The sequence below is a fragment of the Enterobacter cloacae complex sp. 2024EL-00227 genome, assembly GCF_043945315.1.
In the GTDB taxonomy this organism is placed as follows: domain Bacteria; phylum Pseudomonadota; class Gammaproteobacteria; order Enterobacterales; family Enterobacteriaceae; genus Enterobacter; species Enterobacter roggenkampii.
In genome coordinates this window covers 131623-148974 of record NZ_JBIMQP010000012.1, presented here as the reverse complement: position 1 = coordinate 148974, position 17352 = coordinate 131623, and the positions used below count along the sequence as shown (strand labels likewise).

Below are 17352 nucleotides of genomic sequence, written 5' to 3'. Positions count from 1 at the left end.
CATGTACCCAAGGGGAGCGAGGCCGAACCGCTGGCAGAGCTTGCATATGGTCTGCAAGTACCGTGACCACCATAAACCTGTTTATCCCCTGCGGCGTCTCGCGACGGCGACAGAACGGGGGCATCGGGCTAAAATGCGCTGCACTAAAAGTTTTTGGGATTGTTTAGAGACGGTGGCTACGTCATAGCTTTCAAGTTGAGTCAGTACGTGTTTGACGCTTGGAACGACACGCCGCTATGAGTTAACATCCCAATTACCACTATCAACCACAGCGGCTTTTTCAAGGGACATAACAGAGCATTTCTTACAGGCAAAAGAGACAGATTTAATCGTCTAAATAACTGTATTGTAAGGGATTTAGTGACTTGGTGCCGAAGGCCGGACTCGAACCGGCACGTATTTCTACGGTTGATTTTGAATCAACTGCGTCTACCGATTTCGCCACTTCGGCACTGAAGGGGATGCGGAAACGTTGTGGATTATACCTGTCGCGCGCCGCCATGCAAGCGACGACGCGCGAAACCCGCGCTAAGTGCCCAAAAAACCAGCGCCCTTTGTCACTCCAGCTCAGACACCGCCAGCCGAATCACCCTCGCCGCCTTCTTCTCCGGCAGCGCCAGCACTTTGGCCCACATCTCCTGCACCATATCGCAGGAGAGCTTCTCTTTGCCCGCCGCTTTCTCCGGCATCTGCAGCAGCTGGATGTCCTCGCCGTACTTGTCGGCAAGTGCCTTCATAATCGGCCGCACATCCTCGACAGCCGCCTCGCGTTCTGCCGGTGTCACGGTGTGGCGGTTTTTGCCGTAGGCCGCGCGCATCATGTCGGCGTCGGCCTGCATGCGCCGCGCCATCATCTCTTTATCCAGCACCCGCATCGGGTTAACGCCCCCTTTCACCGCCGGGTAGAGGAAGCGGAAACAGGCGTCGTCGCTCACCTTCTGGATGGCGGCGGTCTGCTCCATGTTGGCCTTCATATAATCCACCACGTTGGCGTCCGGGGCGTGCTGCAGGCGCGACATCTGCAGGGTCAAAATCTGCGGCTGGATGACGTCGATGATGTGCTGTTCAGACTCGCCCGCTTTCTGCATGGTGAGGATCTGCTCGCGGATGCGTTTCTGGAACGCGGGTTCCTGCTCTTTTATCACCTGCCAGGCGGGCATCGTGTTGAGGGTGGTATCAAGCTGCTGTTCAGGGGTGCGCTGCATACGCTGTTTGTCGAAGTACACCCAGAACGCCACGGCGGCAGCCGCAATGACGACAATCACAATACGGGTCCACGTTTTATTCATCTCGCATCCTTATCCTTTCGCTATGCCGGTTTACACCGGCACGCCGCTGTGGAAGCGAAACTCGTTGTCCGGTGTCGAGGTAAGTGTGGCTTCAATTTCGCCAAAAAGCTGTATGCGCGGTGAGATATCGTCGTCGCTCACCTGCTGGGCCAGCGTCAGGTAGTCCTGATAGTGGCGCGCTTCCGAGCGCAGCAGCGAGAGATAGAACTTCTGCAGGTCGTCGTCGAGGAACGGAGCCAGCGCGGCGAAGCGTTCACAGGAGCGGGCTTCGATGTAGGCGCCGCAGATGAGCTTGTCGATCAGCGTCAGCGGTTCGTGGGTGCGCACTTCCTTCAGCATCCCTTTGGCGTAGCGGCTGGCGGTGATTTTGACGTACGGAATGTCGCGGGCCAGCATCGCCTCGCGCACCTGCCAGAAGTGGTGCAGCTCCTCTTTAATCAGCAGCACCATGCTGTCGATGAGCGCCTGGCCCCACGGGTCGTCGGTTTTGGGCATCACGCTTTTGCCGATCTGCTTATGCAGGGCGATGAAGTCCGGCTCCGGGCCGTCGCGGAAGGTGAACTGTTCGTAGGGTTTGAGCCAGTCGAGCAGCGCGTCGGCACCGCTTTCGTCGGCGACGTATTTACGCACCAGCAGCAGCGCGGTCTGGGCGGCCTTGAGCTCGCACACCATGTGGTCGGTGAGCAGCAGCGGCAGGTTCGCCGGGTCGCGGGCTTTATCAATCCATGCTTGCGGGGTCGGGCACTGGAGGAAGTTAAGTATGGGGGCGAGTATCTGCGGGTAATCCATGGTTCTGCCTTGAAAAAGCGGTGGCGCGGGCCACCGCCTGAATCACTTAGTGACGCACGCCGTCGTCGTCTTCGTCGACGTAATCTTCGTCGTCGCCTTCTTCGCCGTCTTCACCGTTCGGATCTTCGAAGTAGGTTCCCCAGCCGTCGTATTCCACATCAAACTTCTCGGCCAGGTTCATCAGCTGTTCTACCTGCGCGTCGATTAGCTCCGCCTTCAGCGCGCCTTCGCTCAGGATGTCGCAGCAGATGACGGTGTCGCCCTCTTCCACTTCCAGCTCTTCCGGCTCGGTCACTTCGTAACCCAGCTTAAAGGCTTCCACGGCCATTTTTTCCAGCGCGTCGAAATCATCCGCAGAGAAATGGTGCTCGATGGTGTACAGCGCGTCCGGATCGCTACCGTCTTCCAGCAGCTCTTCAATAATCAGACGCGTCTCTTCGCGTTGCTCTTCCAGTAATTCCGGGTTTGCCATGGCTCAATCCTCTTTAAAGTGCGGCAGATACTTCTATTTTCACACACGGACGGGTTTGCCTCCACCTTTGTTGGAAAGATTTGTGAAACGGGGTTGCAAATGAATAATTACACATATAAAGTGAATTTTAATTCAATAAGTGGCGTTCGCCATGTGAGGATAAAATGTCTGATTTGTACAAGAAACACTTTCTGAAATTGCTCGACTTTACCCCTGCACAGTTCACTTCTCTGCTGACCCTTGCCGCACAGCTCAAAGCCGATAAGAAAAAGGGCAAGGAAGTACAAAAGCTTACCGGTAAAAACATCGCGCTCATCTTCGAAAAAGACTCGACCCGTACACGTTGCTCTTTCGAAGTTGCCGCATTTGACCAGGGCGCGCGCGTTACCTATTTAGGGCCGAGCGGCAGCCAGATTGGGCATAAAGAGTCAATTAAGGACACCGCGCGCGTGCTCGGGCGGATGTACGACGGCATTCAGTATCGCGGCCACGGCCAGGAAGTGGTCGAAACGCTGGCGCAGTATGCGGGCGTGCCGGTGTGGAACGGGCTGACCAACGAGTTCCACCCGACGCAGCTGCTGGCGGACCTGCTGACCATGCAGGAGCACCTGCCGGGCAAGGCGTTTAACGAGATGACGCTGGTTTACGCGGGCGACGCGCGCAACAACATGGGCAACTCGATGCTGGAAGCGGCGGCGCTGACCGGGCTGGATCTGCGCCTGGTGGCCCCGAAGGCCTGCTGGCCGGAAGAGAGCCTGGTGGCGGAGTGCAGCGCGCTGGCGGAGAAGCACGGCGGTAAAATCACCCTGACGGAAGACGTGGCGGCGGGCGTGAAGGGCGCGGACTTTATCTATACAGACGTGTGGGTGTCGATGGGCGAAGCCAAAGAGAAGTGGGCGGAGCGGATTGCGCTGCTGCGCGGGTATCAGGTGAACGCGCAGATGATGGCGCTGACCGGCAACCCGGACGTGAAGTTCCTGCACTGTCTGCCGGCGTTCCATGACGACCAGACCACGCTCGGCAAGCAGATGGCGAAAGAGTTCGACCTGCACGGCGGGATGGAAGTGACGGACGAGGTGTTTGAGTCGGCGGCGAGCATCGTGTTCGACCAGGCGGAAAACCGGATGCATACGATTAAGGCGGTGATGGTGGCGACGCTTGGGGAGTGATCCTTTCTCCCACTTTATTGATTCGGTGCGCTCTTCTTGCCGGGTGGCGCTGCGCTTACCCGGCCTACACAACCCGTAGGCCCGTGCAAGCGTAGCGCCGCCGGGCGGATCAGGCCAGCTCCATTTCATTGATTTTTCACCCCGAAAAAGGTACGTTTTCGCCTTAATTCCAGCGTGGACATACCAGCATTATGCCGATTATTCAGTCTGTTGAACGTGCGTTGCAGATCCTCGACCTGTTCAACGAGCAGGCCACCGAGCTTAAGATCACCGACATCAGCAAACTGATGGGGCTGAGCAAAAGTACTCTCCACTCGCTGCTGAAAACCCTGCAGCTTCATGGCTATATCGATCAGAACCCGGAGAACGGCAAATATCGCCTCGGCATGAAGCTGGTCGAGCGCGGCCATTTTGTCGTGGGCTCGATGGATATTCGGCAGAAGGCGAAAGGCTGGCTGACGGAGCTGTCCCAGCGTACCGGGCAGACCACCCATCTGGGGATCCTGGACGGGCGTGAAGGGGTTTATATCGAGAAGATTGAAGGCAAGCTGGCCGCCATCGCCTATTCGCGCATTGGCCGCCGCCTGCCGGTTCACGCCACCGCCATCGGCAAGGTGTTGATTGCCTGGCTGGGCGAGACCGAGCTGAACGCCCTGCTGGAGGGCTATCAGTACACCACCTTTACTCCCGCCACTCTCTCCTCTCGCGAAGCCCTAATAAGCGCCCTGGCGCAGACCCGCGAGCAGGGCTATGCCCTGGATAGCGAAGAGAACGAGCAGGGCGTGCGCTGCGTGGCGGTGCCGGTGTGGAACCACGAGTCCCGCGTGATTGCCGCCCTGAGCCTGTCGACCCTGGCCTCGCGCGTGGACGACGCTGAGCTGGCTAACTTCCGCGAGCAGCTTCAGCAGGCCGGGCTTCAGCTTTCACGCGCGCTGGGCTACCCGGCCTGAGCCGTTAGGCCGGCTCGTAGGTGAAGTAGTCGAAGTCCGCGTGGCAGCCGTCGCCGCTGATGTCCTCGCAGTGCAGCCCCACAAACGCGCCAGTAAAGAAGCCGCGCCCGCCAATGTAGTCGTCCGACAGCTTCCACGCCTCATACGTCACCGGCACGGTGTGCCACGTTTCGCCGTCGAACGAGTAGCTGTAGCGGTAGACCAGCGTATCCACGTCCACGCGCAGCCAGACGCTCTCCGCCTGTTCCGGCACCGGAATGGGCTGCTCGTGCAGCGGCCATGACGGCACGTTGTGGTCGAGCTGGATCACCTTAATCGTTCTCCCCTGCCCCTCCTCGTAGTCCACAAAGCAGTAGCTCCAGTTTTTGCTGTTGTAGTAGCAGGTCAGCCCCGCGCTCTGCTGGAAGTGGACCGGCGAGAACTGCATCCGCGTCTCGGCCCGGAAAGCGAAGTGCTGCCAGCGGCGCGCCACGGTCGACTGGGTGAAGGTCGAGTTGAGCGAGTCGTTGCCGTAGAGCCGTAAATAGCCGGGGCGCGCGGTGAGCGAGCCGAGGGTGTCGTCGAACGGAATGCGCAGGGTCTGCAGTTCCGGGTCGAGCGAACTGGCGTCGAAATCGTCCCGCCAGCCGTTATGAACGGCTGCAGGCTGTTCCGCCACCTGTGGGCCTTTCACGGTCAGCTGCGCGTGCTTGCCGCCTTCCACGTACGGCCAGCCGTCGCGCCACTCAATGCGGGCGATGCCGGTCTCGCGCCCCAGCGGGCAGTAGCCGCGCCCGCCGAAGGCCAGCAGCGGCACGCCGGGCAGACGCAGCGGGCGGCTGGTGAGGTAGGCCATGTACCACTCCCCGGTGTGGGTCTGCAGCAGCGAGCCGTGGCCGCTCTTCTGCAGCGGGTTCTCCGGCAGGTGCCAGCTGGTCATCATCGTCACCTCCGGGTGCAGCTCGTACGGTCCGTCGATGTTTTTGGAACGCAGCACCACGACGGCATGCTCGTAGCTGGTGCCCCCTTCGGCGACCATCAGGTAGTACCATCCCGCGTGGCGATACAGGTGCGCGCCTTCGGTGTAGCAGAGCGGCGTGCCGGTAAACAGGGTTTTGCGCTCCGGCGAGAGCGTGCCGGTCTGCGGGTCAAACGCCTGCAACACGATGGTGTTGTGCGGGTTGCTGTGGTGGCGCGGCCCCCACGGGCGATACAGGTAATATTTGCGGCCATCGTCGTCGTGGAACAGGGACGGGTCAAACCCGCCGTTGCCCATCGGGATCGGCTCGCTCCACGGTCCCTCGATGGACGGCGCGGTAACCAGGAAGTTGCGGCCGTTTTTCCACGGCGAGTCGACAATCTTCACGTCGGTGTAGAGCAGCCAGAACCTGCCGTCGGCGTAGCTCAGGCACGGCGCCCAGATGCCGCCGGAGTCCGGGTTGCCCTTCATGTCCAGCATCGACACGCGGTCCAGCGGCGTGCTGACCAGCGACCAGTTTTTCAGGTCGCGGGAGTGGTAGATGCGCACGCCCGGGAACCACTCGAAGGTCGAGGTGGCGATGTAGTAGTCCTCGCCCTGGCGGCACAAAGACGGGTCCGGGTTGAAGCCGGTGAGTATTGGGTTGGTGATTTCCATATTGCCTCCGGTTAATGGGATGCGGCTGTCGCGGCGTCGGGAACGGCCTCGCCCTGCGCCGCGCGGTGCTTGATCAGCTGCTGGCTGATGGCCTCCACTCGAGCGTCGGTGAGCTTGTAGAACGACAGCATGATGAACATGCCTGCGTAGAGCACCACCGGCACCACGCAGAACAGAATTTTGATGGTGGTCAGCACCTCCACCGGCTGCACGCTGCTGCTGGCGGAGTAGTTCACGTACGCCAGGATCCAGCCCACCACCGCCCCGCCAATCGCCAGGCCAATCTTCAGGCTGAACAGGTAGGTGGAGAACACCAGGCCGTCGAGGCGGCGCCCGCTGCGGCTCTCCTCGTAGTCCACCACGTCAGAGGCCATCAGCCACTGCAGCGGCGTGGTGGTGTTAAAGACGAACAGGAACAGGATGTTGAGGGCGAAAATCAGGGCGATATGCTCCGCCGGGGTGACGAAAATCAGCAGGCTGATCAGCGAGTAGGCGACGATGATCCACTTGAAGGCGGTGACGCGATCGAAGCGGCCCAGCAGACGGGAGGAGCAGAGCGAGCCAAACATGGTGGCGAGGCTGCCGTAGAGTAAAAACTGGGTCGCCATCTCCGGGTGATCCATCACGTATTTGACGAAGTAGAGCGTCGCCCCGCCGCGCACCACGTTGGAACAGGTCGCCATCATCTTGAACGCGCACATGATCCGCCACTGGCCGTTGCCGAGCAGCAGCTTGAGATCTTTCGCCACCGACGAGCCCGGCTGCACCTCAAAGGTGTAGCGCTCTTTGGTGGTAAAGAAGCAGACGTAGAGCAGCACCACGCCGGTCAGCCCCAGCACGCACATGGCGCCGAAATAGCCCACCTGCTCGTCCCCTTTGCCGATGATGCTCACCAGCGGCAGCGCGATGCCGCTAATGGCAAGCGAGCCCGCCGCCGCCAGGAAGAAACGCCACGACTGCAGGGCGTGACGCTCTTTCGGGTCGGCGGTAATGACGCCCGGCATGGCACAGTACGGCACGTTAACGAAGGTGTAGACCAGGGTCAGGAGAATGTAGGTCACGCAGGCGTAGATGATTTTGCCCTGCGCGGAGAAGTCCGGCGTGTAGAAGGTCAGCACGCAGACGATGCCAAACGGGATGGCGCCCCACAGCAGGAACGGGCGGAACTGGCCGTGCCGCGTGCGGGTGCGGTCGACCAGCAGCCCCATCAGCGGGTCGGTCACGGCGTCGAGCACGCGGGAGATTAAAAACAGCGTCCCCATAATGCCCGCCGACAGGCCGAAGACGTCGGTGTAAAAATAGGCCAGCAGGAACATGGTAGCCTGCCAGACGAAGCCGCAGGCGGTGTCACCCAGCCCGTAGCCAATTTTGTCTTTCATGGTTAATTGCGTCATCAGAATTACACCCTTATGTAGTGTGCTGAATTACAACATCGTGTTAATGGAGTGTAATGAGCTGTTCAATTAACCAGCAATGGTCATATCTTATTTCTGAATTACGTTATTTTGCTTTTGTGACGCCAACGATATATCACAACTTATTGTTTAAATTGATAAAATAAAGACACGCAAAAACCGCCCGCGGAATATTTCCCGCAGACGGTTTTATCTAATGAAATAATTAAATGCCGAGCGCTTTTTTACCGGCGTTAATTACCTCGATAATTTTATCGGTGTCATAAATACAGCCTTTCCAGGTGCCGCCGCTGACCGACTGTAATGCTGCCCACAGGCGGGTATCGTCCGGCAAAAAGTCGTGGGCGTGCAGGTCCGGGTGCGTCTGCCGCATTGCCAGCTCGCGTGCCCCCTCCTCCGGCGTCAGCGGGTTGTCCGCGGTGCCGATAAAGTTCACGCTGCCCGTTAACGTCAGCCGGTCGACGGCTATCTCGATGATGTCGTTATCGCGCAGCTTGCCAATCGGCCCGCCCGCCAGCGCCTCCGGCGACACGTGGCCGAAGCAGGCGCCCGTCGACACGCCGGAGAAGCGCGCATCGGTGATGAGCGACACCGTCTTGCCCCACGAGATATGTTTGAGCGCGGAGGTGAGCTGGTAGGTCTCTTCCATGCCGGTGCCGGACGGCCCGCCGCCGATCACCACCATGATATCGCCCTGCTTGATCTCTTCCCGCTTGATGGCCTTGATCGCCTGCGCTTCCGAGACAAACACCCGCGCCCGGCCGGTGTGGCGGTAAACGCCATCTTCACCGACGACCGACGGGTCGATCGCCGTGGCCTTGATCACCGAGCCTTCCGGCGCGATGTTGCCCGTCGGGAAGCAAACCGTTGAGGTCAGCCCTTTCGCTTTTGCCTTCTCCGGCGGCAGGATCACGTCATCCGGATCCACGCCATCCTGCTCGCGCAGGCACTGGCGGAAGCGCTCACGGCGCTCGGAGGCCTGCCACCAGTCGAGGTTCTCGCCCACCGTCTGGCCGGTGACGGTCATGGCGTCCAGGTGCAGCAGACCGAGATCGCGCAGGTGGAGCATCACCTCCGGCACGCCGCCCGCGAGGAAGGCGCGCACGGTCGGGTGATAGTCCGGGCCGTTGGGCAGCACGCTGACCAGGCGCGGCACCCTGCGGTTGACGCGCGTCCAGTGCTCTACGTCTGGGATCGTGCAGCCCGCCGCGTGGGCGATGGCCGGGATGTGCAGCAGTAAATTGGTGGAGCCGCCGAACGCCGCGTGGATCACCATGGCGTTTTCGATGGCTTTGTCGGTGAGGATATCGCGCGTGGTGATGCCGCGGTTATCCAGCTCGCTCACCGCCCGCGCCGACTGGCGGGCGATCTCCAGCCACACCGCCTGCCCGGACGGGGCCAGCGCGGAGTGCGGCAGCGCCAGGCCCAGCGCTTCGGCCACCACCTGCGAGGTGCCCGCCGTGCCGAGGAACTGACACCCGCCGCCCGGCGAGGCGCAGGCGCGACAGCCAAGCTCGGCGGCCTCTTGCAATGAGAGTTCGTGGTTGGCAAAGCGCGCGCCGATGGTCTGCACCTTGCCCGCGTCTTCCCCCACGGTCGGCGGCAGCGTCGCCCCGCCCGGCACCAGAATGGTCGGCAGGTCGTGCATCGAGGCCAGGGCAATCATGGTGGCGGGCAGCCCTTTATCGCAGGTCGCGACGCCGATCACCGCCCGGCGCGTCGGGAGGGAACGGATCAGGCGGCGAAACACGATCGCCGCGTCGTTACGGTACGGCAGGGAGTCGAACATGCCGTGCGTGCCCTGAGAGCGCCCGTCGCACGGATCGCTGACGAAGGCCGCAAACGGAATCCCGCCGTTGCGGGTGATCTCCTTCGCCGCCGCCTGCATCTGCATGCCGATCTCCCAGTGGCCGGTGTGGTAGCCCAGCGCAACCGGGCGTCCGTCCCCGGCGCGAATGCCGCCCTGAGTGCCGATAATTAGCACCTCTTTGCCGGTCAGCTTGTTGGCATCCCAGCCCATCCCGGCGTTCTGCGTCATGCCGAACAGGTTGCCGCTGGGGGATTCCATCAGCATCTGCGGGGTCAGCGGCAGCGCGCCCTGCGGCCCCGCCGCGTGGGTGATCACCGCATAAAACGCATCGTCCTGCGGGGTGAAAATCTTCTCGATGGTCATCGTTATCGTCCGGCTCAGCAGAGCTTGAGCTGTTGCAGCAGGGTTTTCAGCTGCGCCTTGCGCGGCTCGTCCAGCGCAGAGGCAGGCGGCAGCACGTGCGTGGAAATCGGGCGGCCACAGAGCACAATCGCCTCTTTAATGACGTTCACAAACGGCGTATCCAGCTGATACATCTGCGGAATTTGCAGCAGGGTCTGATGATACTCAGCCGCTTTCGCCACGTCTTTATCCCGCCAGGCTTTCAGAAGATTCACCGACACCTGTGGGGCAAAGTTGCCGCTGGCCGAGATCGCCCCGTCGCCGCCGAGCAGCAGGGTATTAAAGAGATGATCGTCGTAGCCGCACAGCACCGTGAAGTGCGGATGGGCGGCTTTGACGGTGTGGATCATGCTGCGCAGGTGGGCCACGGAATCGATGGTGTCTTTGATGCCGACGATGTTGCTGCGCGAGTCGGCCAGGGTTTTGACCAGCGGCGGGGTCAGATCCTGCCCGGTCAGCGCCGGGAAGTTATAGAGCATCACCGGCAGCGTGACGCTGTCCGCCACCTGCTCGAAATAGCGGATCAGGTTCGCTTCCGACACTTTCCAGTAGTAAGGGTTGATCACCACGATGCCGTCCGCCCCCGCCTGCTGCGCGTGCTGGCTGAGCGCAATGGTTTCACGGGCGTTGGTGCCGCCGGTGCCGATCAGGACCGGCACGCGACGATCGACATGATCGATCGCAAATTGGGCAATGGTTTTACGCTCTTCGGCGCCGAGCTGGGAAAACTCGCCGCCGCTGCCCAGGAAGAACAGGCCGTCAACGCCTGCTTTGATGAGATCGTCGATCAGCGCGGCGGTGCCCGGCTTATCGAGCTGGCCGTCGGCGGTAAAAATGGTGGAGACAGGGGGAATGATTCCCGTAAACAACGCGGACTGCGGCATGAGATCTCCTTGCTGAATCATTTTGTTCTACATTATAGAACATCGTTCGATAAATTAACGATCATACTATGACGCAGGAAAAGCGCAGGTAAATGAGAGATGGAGAGGGAGTGCGGGAAATTTAAGCTGGATCACATATTGTCCCCCTCACCCCGGCCCTCTCCCCAATGGGGCGAGGGGGAAAAGACGGCTCGGAGCAGTCCCCTCTCCCCTGTGGGGAGAGGGTTAGGGTGAGGGGTAAGGGTTACTCTACAAGCATCTTCACCACCACTTTCCTGACCTTAGCAGGTGCCCCCACCGCGCACAGCGGCTTATGCACCTCACCCGGCCAGAACACCACAAAATCCCCTTCGCTCAGCACCACGGTTTTCTCCTGCCCGCCTTCCGGCAGGAAGGCGATGTCTTTATCCGCCAGCCAGTCGGTGTCCGGCGTGCCGGGCGGCAGGGTGCTGAAGGTCATCCCTTCCTGACCCTTCATCACGATCTGAATATCCAGATAGCGCGCGTGGTACTCGGCGCGACGCTCGGCGAACGGCTGGGTTGTATCTTCGGAGACCAGATAAAACAGGCTGTTGCCGTTGATGTCGTGCTTGCCGAGCGGCGTCGCGTCGGTGACGTGAGATTTAACGTGCTCAATGGCCTGTCGCAGTTCGTCAGGCAGCCAGGAGTGCAGATGGTGGATGTTGCCGATAATCATCAGAAAACCCTCGATATAAAACAACGTTTCATTTTTATCTTTTATACGAGAATCCTGGCTGCCATACCAGCGCTTTTTAGACGGGTTTTGCGCGAACGCATGTTTATCGGGAATGGTGTTAATTTGCTGTTAAGCCCTCGCAGGCATTTATGCAGTCATTATGCATATCTTCAGCTCTTCGTTATCCCGCCCTTGCGCTAACTCATTGATCGTCAGGCCTTAACAACAAAACTCGCTACCGCTTCACATTTTATCACTTTGATAATTTGCTATTAAATTCAATAAATATTTATTGATTTTCCTTAAGCCAAAAATAGTTAATTAGCAATATTGCATAGCCATTCCCTTCCGCCTTTAAAAACAATTAAAATCAATGGCTTAACAAAATATTTCAAAGCATGAAATTCTACAAAACACTAACAACTGCAAATAATGACAACGGATAGTGCTTAGCTATTCACCTCGCCAGAATAGCCAATTAATCATTATCTGATGCGAATCATGCAAATGAAAACAAACCGCTTAATATCCATTTTCGCGTGAGCAACATCACAATACGGATTATTTAACTGCCTAGTATGAACCACGAAATCAATTGAGCTTAGCCGCCATGCAATTAAATACATGACATGGCGCATGCCCTTTTTATTCTGAAAAACAGTTAAAGGAATAATTATGGAAAAGCATTACGTCGGTTCTGAAATTGGTCAATTGCGTAGCGTTATGCTGCACCGCCCAAATTTAAGTCTGAAACGCTTAACGCCATCAAACTGTCAGGAGCTGCTTTTCGATGACGTGCTCTCGGTTGAGCGGGCGGGTGAGGAGCATGACATCTTCGCCAACACGCTGCGTGAGCAGGGGGTGGAAGTCCTGCTGCTGACCGACCTGCTGACACAAACCCTTGATATCGCTGAGGCGAAAGCCTGGCTGCTGGAGACGCAAATCTCTGATTACCGCCTCGGCCCAACCTTTGCTGGCGACGTACGCGGCTGGCTGGCGGATATGCCGCACCGGGAACTGGCGCGCAGATTAAGCGGCGGATTAACCTACGGTGAAATTCCGGCAGCCATTAAAAATATGGTGGTGGATACCCACACGGCGAATGATTTTATTATGAAGCCACTGCCGAACCATTTATTTACCCGCGATACCTCCTGCTGGATCTATAACGGCGTCTCTATTAACCCAATGGCCAAACCGGCGCGTCAGCGTGAAACCAATAACCTGCGGGCAATATATCGCTGGCACCCGGCGTTCGCCGACGGCGATTTTATTAAGTATTTCGGCGACGAGAATATTAATTACGACCACGCCACTTTAGAAGGCGGCGACGTATTAGTCATTGGCCGCGGTGCGGTATTGATCGGCATGTCTGAACGCACCACCCCGCAGGGCGTGGAGTTCCTCGCCAACAGCCTGTTCAAACACCGTCAGGCCGAGCGCGTGATTGCCGTTGAGCTGCCAAAACACCGCTCCTGCATGCACCTCGACACCGTCATGACCCACATCGACGTGGATACCTTCTCCGTCTACCCGGAAGTGGTGCGCAAAGACGCCCAGTGCTGGACGCTCACCCCGGACGGACGCGGCGGCCTGCTGCGCACGCAGGAAACCGACCTGCTGCACGCCATCGAGAAAGCGCTCGGCATTAACCAGGTACGCCTGATCACCACCGGCGGCGACGCCTTTGAGGCCGAACGCGAGCAGTGGAACGACGCCAACAACGTGCTGACCATCCGCCCCGGCGTGGTGATCGGCTACGAGCGCAACGTCTGGACCAACGAGAAGTACGACAAAGCGGGTATCACCGTACTGCCCATCCCGGGCGACGAACTCGGACGCGGCCGCGGCGGCGCGCGCTGCATGAGCTGCCCGCTGGAACGCGACGGAATTTAAAGGAGCCATCATGGAACGAAAACCCACTCTGGTTGTGGCCCTGGGCGGCAACGCGCTGCTCAAGCGCGGCGAGCCGCTGGAAGCGGAGATCCAGCGCCAGAACATCGAGCAGGCCGCTCGCACCATCGCCGGCTTAACGGCGCAGTGGCGCGTGGTGCTGGTGCACGGCAACGGCCCGCAGGTCGGGCTGCTGGCGCTGCAGAACAGCGCCTACGACAAAGTCACGCCCTACCCGCTGGACGTTCTCGGCGCCGAAAGCCAGGGAATGATCGGCTACATGCTCCAGCAGGCGCTGAAAAACAGCCTGCCGCAGCGGGAGGTGAGCGTTCTGCTCACCCAGGTAGAAGTGGACGCCGCCGACCCGGCCTTCAGCAACCCGACCAAATACATCGGCCCGGTGTACAGCGAAGCCCAGGCAAAAACGCTGGCCGCGGAGAAAGGCTGGGTGTTTAAGGCCGACGGCAGCTACGTCCGCCGCGTGGTGCCGTCTCCGCAGCCGAAGCGCATCGTCGAGAGCGACGCCATCACGGCGCTGATCCAGCGCGACCATCTGGTGATCTGCAACGGCGGCGGCGGCGTACCAGTGGTGGAACACGCCAACGGCTATCGCGGCATTGAGGCGGTGATCGACAAAGACCTCTCCGCCGCCCTGCTGGCGAGGCAGATTGAGGCCGATGCCCTGCTGATCCTCACCGATGCCGACGCGGTGTACCTCGACTGGGGCAAACCAACCCAGCGTCCGCTGGCGCAGGTGACGCCGGAACTGCTCAGGGGCATGCAGTTCGACGCCGGCTCGATGGGGCCGAAGGTGGCCGCCTGCCGCGAGTTCGTTGAAGCCTGCAATGGGATAGCCGGGATCGGCGCGCTGGCCGACGGCGCGGAGATCCTCGCGGGCGAGAAAGGCACGTTGATTCGTAACTGAACACTCATTTTAAAAAGGATTTAGCCATGACCATCAACCTGAAAAACCGCAACTTCCTCAAACTGCTGGACTACACCCCGGCGGAGATCCAGTACCTGATCGACCTCGCCATCGAGCTCAAGGCCGCCAAAAAAGCCGGGCGCGAGAAGCAAACCCTGGTCGGGAAAAACATCGCCCTGATCTTTGAAAAAACCTCCACCCGCACCCGCTGCGCCTTCGAAGTGGGCGCGTTCGACCAGGGCGCGCAGGTCACCTATCTCGGCCCAAGCGGATCGCAGATTGGCCATAAAGAGTCGATGAAAGACACCGCCCGCGTGCTGGGCCGCATGTACGACGGCATCGAATACCGCGGCTACGGCCAGGCCATCGTCGAAGAGCTGGGCGAGTACGCGGGCGTGCCGGTATGGAACGGCCTGACCGACGAGTTCCACCCGACCCAAATTCTCGCCGATCTGATGACCATGCTGGAGCACTCCCCGGGCAAAACCCTGCCGGAGCTGAGCTTTGCCTATCTCGGCGACGCGCGCAACAACATGGGCAACTCCCTGATGGTCGGCGCGGCCAAGATGGGGATGGATATCCGCCTCGTGGCGCCGAAATCCTTCTGGCCGGAAGCGGGACTGGTTGAGCAGTGCCGCGCCATTGCGAAAGAGACGGGCGCGCGCATCACCCTCACCGACGACGTGGAAGAAGGCGTGCAGGGGACCGATTTCCTCTACACCGACGTGTGGGTCTCCATGGGCGAGCCGAAGGAAGCCTGGGCCGAGCGCGTCAGCCTGATGAAGCCGTATCAGATTAACGCGCAGGTGATGAAGGCCACCGGCAACCCGAACGTCAAATTCATGCACTGCCTACCGGCATTCCACAACGAGCACACTAAGGTGGGCCGCGAGATCGAGATGGCGTACGGGCTGAAGGGGCTGGAAGTAACGGAAGAGGTCTTCGAATCACCGAACTCCATCGTCTTCGACGAAGCAGAGAACCGCATGCACACCATTAAAGCGGTCATGGTGGCGACACTCGGCGACTAATCACCGCCCGGCGCGCCGCGGGGTGCGCCGGGTTTCAGGAGAACATCATGGGCAAGTTCAAGTTTCCCTCCGCTTACACCATTCTCTTTTTTCTGATTGCCGTCGTGGCCGTGCTGACGTGGATTGTCCCGGCCGGGCAGTACCATATGGCAATGAACGAGGCGCTCGGCAAAGACGTCCCCGTTGCAGGCACCTACGCGCACGTCGCGGCGCATCCGCAGGGGCTGGTTTCGGTGCTGATGGCGCCGATTGCCGGGCTGTACGATCCGGAATCCGGCCAGGCCGGGGCGATCGACGTGGCGCTGTTTATTCTGATCATCGGGGGATTCCTCGGGATCGTCACCAAAACCGGGGCGATTGACGCCGGGATCGAGCGTGTGACCACCCGACTGCGCGGACGCGAGGAGTGGATGATCCCGATCCTGATGGCGCTGTTTGCCGCAGGCGGCACGATTTACGGTATGGCCGAAGAGTCGCTGCCCTTCTATACCTTACTGGTGCCGGTGATGCTGGCCGCGCGGTTCGATCCGGTTGTCGCTGCCTCTACCGTGCTGCTCGGGGCGGGGATCGGCACCCTCGGCTCCACCATTAACCCGTTTGCCACGGTGATCGCCGCCAACGCCGCCGGGATCCCCTTCACCAACGGCATCGCCCTGCGCGTGGCGCTGCTGGTCATCGGCTGGATCATCTGCGTGGCGTGGGTGATGCGCTACGCCCGCAAGGTGCGTAAGGATCCCTCGCAGTCCATCGTTGCAGACAAGCAGGAGGAGAACCTCGCCCATTTCCTCGGCAACAAGGGCGAACAGTCCCTGGAATTCACCCCGGTGCGCAAAATCATCCTGGTGATTTTCGCTCTGGCCTTCGCGGTGATGATTTACGGCGTGGCGGTGCTGGGCTGGTGGATGGCGGAGATTTCAGCGGTGTTTCTCGCCAGCGCGATCATCGTCGGCCTGATTGCCCGCATGAGCGAAGAGGAGCTGACGTCGACGTTTATCAACGGCGCGCGAGATTTGCTGGGCGTCGCGCTGATTATCGGCATCGCGCGCGGTATCGTAGTCATCATGGATAAGGGCATGATTACCCACACCATTTTGCACAGCGCGGAAGGGCTGGTCAGCGGGTTGTCCACGGTAGCGTTTATCAACGTGATGTACTGGCTGGAAGTCGTGCTGTCGTTTCTTGTGCCTTCTTCATCCGGCCTGGCCGTTCTGACGATGCCGATCATGGCGCCGCTTGCTGATTTCGCTAACGTCAACCGCGACCTGGTGGTTACGGCTTACCAGTCGGCCTCCGGCATCGTTAACCTCGTCACGCCGACCTCTGCGGTGGTCATGGGCGGGCTGGCTATCGCCCGGGTACCTTACGTGCGCTACCTGAAATGGGTGGCGCCGCTGCTGGCGATCCTGACGGTGGTGATTATGGTGGCGTTAAGTCTGGGGGCGTTGTTGTAATTTGCCGGATGGCGCTGCGCTTATCCGGCCTACGGATCGGTGCGGTGTCACCGGTTATTTCGGGAACTGATATGGGAAACATGATGGATTACGAAGAGTACTCTCCCAAAGAACAGCTGCAGCTCACGGTGTGCCAGCGTTTGATCGCCGAAAAGAGTTACCTTTCGCAGGAAGAGATTCGCCGCGACCTGCAGGAGAGAGGGTTTGACAGCATCAGCCAGTCGACCGTTTCGCGATTGCTGAAGTTGCTCGGAGTCATAAAAATTCGAAATGCCAAAGGGCTAAAGATTTATTCGTTGAATCCTCAGCTGCGCCCTGCCCCCGACGCCGCGCGTACCGTTTCGGAAATGGTGGTCAGCGTTGAGCATAATAGCGAGTTTATCCTTGTCCATACCGTCGCCGGATATGGCCGCGCGGTGGCGCGTATTCTGGATTATCACCAGCTTCCGGAAATTTTAGGCGTGGTGGCCGGCAGCAGTATTGTCTGGGTCGCCCCCCGGGTGGTGAAGCGCACCGCGCTGGTGCATAAACAAATTAATTATTTACTCAGAACGCATTAA

16 protein-coding genes and 1 tRNA gene are annotated in these 17352 nt (G+C 59.7%); 8 read left to right on the top strand and 9 right to left on the bottom strand.

Annotated features, from left to right (window positions below; translation table 11 throughout):
* Positions 1–366: 366 nt before the first annotated feature.
* The 4 genes from ACHH0Z_RS19630 to rraB all read right to left on the bottom strand — a co-directional run bounded on the left by ACHH0Z_RS19630 (position 367) and on the right by rraB (position 2550).
* Positions 367–451, bottom strand: a tRNA-Leu gene (locus ACHH0Z_RS19630).
* A 106-nt stretch (positions 452–557) separates the two neighbouring features.
* The gene (locus tag ACHH0Z_RS19625) at positions 558–1289 is read right to left on the bottom strand and encodes a topoisomerase II (RefSeq protein WP_045408200.1); all 732 of its coding nucleotides are present in this window, start codon (positions 1287–1289) and stop codon (positions 558–560) included.
* Positions 1290–1319: 30 nt separating this feature from the next.
* The gene (gene miaE / locus ACHH0Z_RS19620; protein ID WP_045408198.1) at positions 1320–2078 is read right to left on the bottom strand and encodes a tRNA isopentenyl-2-thiomethyl-A-37 hydroxylase MiaE; all 759 of its coding nucleotides are present in this window, start codon (positions 2076–2078) and stop codon (positions 1320–1322) included.
* A 46-nt stretch (positions 2079–2124) separates the two neighbouring features.
* Complete coding sequence (gene rraB, locus ACHH0Z_RS19615) at positions 2125–2550, bottom strand: ribonuclease E inhibitor RraB (protein ID WP_008501374.1); 426 nt, start codon at positions 2548–2550, stop codon at positions 2125–2127.
* Between the two features lie 99 nt (positions 2551–2649).
* Here rraB and ACHH0Z_RS19610 point away from each other — a divergent pair, with 99 nt between their 5' ends.
* The 3 genes from ACHH0Z_RS19610 (at position 2650) to xynR (ending at position 4669) form a co-directional block, all read left to right on the top strand.
* A complete protein-coding gene (locus ACHH0Z_RS19610) occupies positions 2650–2745 on the top strand; it encodes a hypothetical protein (protein WP_213014347.1) in 96 nt (31 codons plus the stop codon).
* On the top strand, positions 2715–3719 hold the full coding sequence (argF, locus tag ACHH0Z_RS19605) for an ornithine carbamoyltransferase (RefSeq protein WP_032675854.1): 1005 nt from the start codon (positions 2715–2717) through the stop codon (positions 3717–3719). The genes ACHH0Z_RS19610 and argF (ACHH0Z_RS19605) overlap by 31 nt, the downstream gene beginning before the upstream one ends.
* Positions 3720–3910: 191 nt before the next feature.
* The gene (xynR, locus tag ACHH0Z_RS19600; RefSeq protein ID WP_045408196.1) at positions 3911–4669 is read left to right on the top strand and encodes a DNA-binding transcriptional repressor XynR; all 759 of its coding nucleotides are present in this window, start codon (positions 3911–3913) and stop codon (positions 4667–4669) included.
* A gap of 4 nt (positions 4670–4673) precedes the next feature.
* Here xynR and ACHH0Z_RS19595 read toward each other — a convergent pair whose 3' ends face one another.
* From ACHH0Z_RS19595 to ACHH0Z_RS19575, 5 genes are all read right to left on the bottom strand, one after another.
* Positions 4674–6284, bottom strand: a complete 1611-nt coding sequence (locus tag ACHH0Z_RS19595) for a glycoside hydrolase family 43 protein (RefSeq protein ID WP_045408194.1) — start codon at positions 6282–6284, stop codon at positions 4674–4676.
* 11 nt (positions 6285–6295) lie between these two features.
* Positions 6296–7678, bottom strand: a complete 1383-nt coding sequence (locus tag ACHH0Z_RS19590; protein ID WP_023293405.1) for an MFS transporter — start codon at positions 7676–7678, stop codon at positions 6296–6298.
* A 226-nt stretch (positions 7679–7904) separates the two neighbouring features.
* On the bottom strand, positions 7905–9872 hold the full coding sequence (yagF, locus tag ACHH0Z_RS19585) for a xylonate dehydratase YagF (protein ID WP_045408192.1): 1968 nt from the start codon (positions 9870–9872) through the stop codon (positions 7905–7907).
* 14 nt (positions 9873–9886) lie between these two features.
* A complete protein-coding gene (yagE, locus tag ACHH0Z_RS19580) occupies positions 9887–10795 on the bottom strand; it encodes a 2-keto-3-deoxygluconate aldolase (RefSeq protein WP_045408189.1) in 909 nt (302 codons plus the stop codon).
* Positions 10796–11039: 244 nt separating this feature from the next.
* On the bottom strand, positions 11040–11492 hold the full coding sequence (locus ACHH0Z_RS19575; RefSeq protein ID WP_045408225.1) for a YhcH/YjgK/YiaL family protein: 453 nt from the start codon (positions 11490–11492) through the stop codon (positions 11040–11042).
* Positions 11493–12167: 675 nt separating this feature from the next.
* On the opposite strand from ACHH0Z_RS19575, the gene arcA reads away from it, so the two are divergent.
* From arcA to ACHH0Z_RS19550, 5 genes are all read left to right on the top strand, one after another.
* Positions 12168–13388, top strand: coding sequence for an arginine deiminase (gene arcA, locus ACHH0Z_RS19570; protein WP_008501384.1), 1221 nt, complete (start codon positions 12168–12170; stop codon positions 13386–13388).
* 10 nt (positions 13389–13398) lie between these two features.
* The gene (gene arcC / locus ACHH0Z_RS19565) at positions 13399–14310 is read left to right on the top strand and encodes a carbamate kinase (protein WP_032661347.1); all 912 of its coding nucleotides are present in this window, start codon (positions 13399–13401) and stop codon (positions 14308–14310) included.
* A 26-nt stretch (positions 14311–14336) separates the two neighbouring features.
* Positions 14337–15341, top strand: a complete 1005-nt coding sequence (gene argF / locus ACHH0Z_RS19560; protein ID WP_008501386.1) for an ornithine carbamoyltransferase — start codon at positions 14337–14339, stop codon at positions 15339–15341.
* A gap of 47 nt (positions 15342–15388) precedes the next feature.
* Complete coding sequence (locus tag ACHH0Z_RS19555; protein ID WP_008501387.1) at positions 15389–16792, top strand: YfcC family protein; 1404 nt, start codon at positions 15389–15391, stop codon at positions 16790–16792.
* An 80-nt stretch (positions 16793–16872) separates the two neighbouring features.
* Complete coding sequence (locus ACHH0Z_RS19550) at positions 16873–17352, top strand: arginine repressor (protein ID WP_025912003.1); 480 nt, start codon at positions 16873–16875, stop codon at positions 17350–17352.

Bases quoted from the DNA above. Each gene is read 5' to 3' on its own strand.
- ACHH0Z_RS19590 (WP_023293405.1), bottom strand. From the start codon at position 7,678: ATGACGCAATTAACCATGAAAGACAAAATTGGCTACGGGCTGGGTGAC.
- ACHH0Z_RS19550 (WP_025912003.1), top strand. From the start codon at position 16,873: ATGATGGATTACGAAGAGTACTCTCCCAAAGAACAGCTGCAGCTCACG.
- ACHH0Z_RS19595 (WP_045408194.1), bottom strand. From the start codon at position 6,284: ATGGAAATCACCAACCCAATACTCACCGGCTTCAACCCGGACCCGTCT.
- xynR (WP_045408196.1), top strand. From the start codon at position 3,911: ATGCCGATTATTCAGTCTGTTGAACGTGCGTTGCAGATCCTCGACCTG.
- yagF (WP_045408192.1), bottom strand. From the start codon at position 9,872: ATGACCATCGAGAAGATTTTCACCCCGCAGGACGATGCGTTTTATGCG.
- argF (WP_032675854.1), top strand. From the start codon at position 2,715: ATGTCTGATTTGTACAAGAAACACTTTCTGAAATTGCTCGACTTTACC.
- ACHH0Z_RS19625 (WP_045408200.1), bottom strand. From the start codon at position 1,289: ATGAATAAAACGTGGACCCGTATTGTGATTGTCGTCATTGCGGCTGCC.
- arcC (WP_032661347.1), top strand. From the start codon at position 13,399: ATGGAACGAAAACCCACTCTGGTTGTGGCCCTGGGCGGCAACGCGCTG.
- arcA (WP_008501384.1), top strand. From the start codon at position 12,168: ATGGAAAAGCATTACGTCGGTTCTGAAATTGGTCAATTGCGTAGCGTT.
- argF (WP_008501386.1), top strand. From the start codon at position 14,337: ATGACCATCAACCTGAAAAACCGCAACTTCCTCAAACTGCTGGACTAC.
- ACHH0Z_RS19575 (WP_045408225.1), bottom strand. From the start codon at position 11,492: ATGATTATCGGCAACATCCACCATCTGCACTCCTGGCTGCCTGACGAA.
- miaE (WP_045408198.1), bottom strand. From the start codon at position 2,078: ATGGATTACCCGCAGATACTCGCCCCCATACTTAACTTCCTCCAGTGC.
- ACHH0Z_RS19555 (WP_008501387.1), top strand. From the start codon at position 15,389: ATGGGCAAGTTCAAGTTTCCCTCCGCTTACACCATTCTCTTTTTTCTG.
- rraB (WP_008501374.1), bottom strand. From the start codon at position 2,550: ATGGCAAACCCGGAATTACTGGAAGAGCAACGCGAAGAGACGCGTCTG.
- yagE (WP_045408189.1), bottom strand. From the start codon at position 10,795: ATGCCGCAGTCCGCGTTGTTTACGGGAATCATTCCCCCTGTCTCCACC.
- ACHH0Z_RS19610 (WP_213014347.1), top strand. From the start codon at position 2,650: ATGAATAATTACACATATAAAGTGAATTTTAATTCAATAAGTGGCGTT.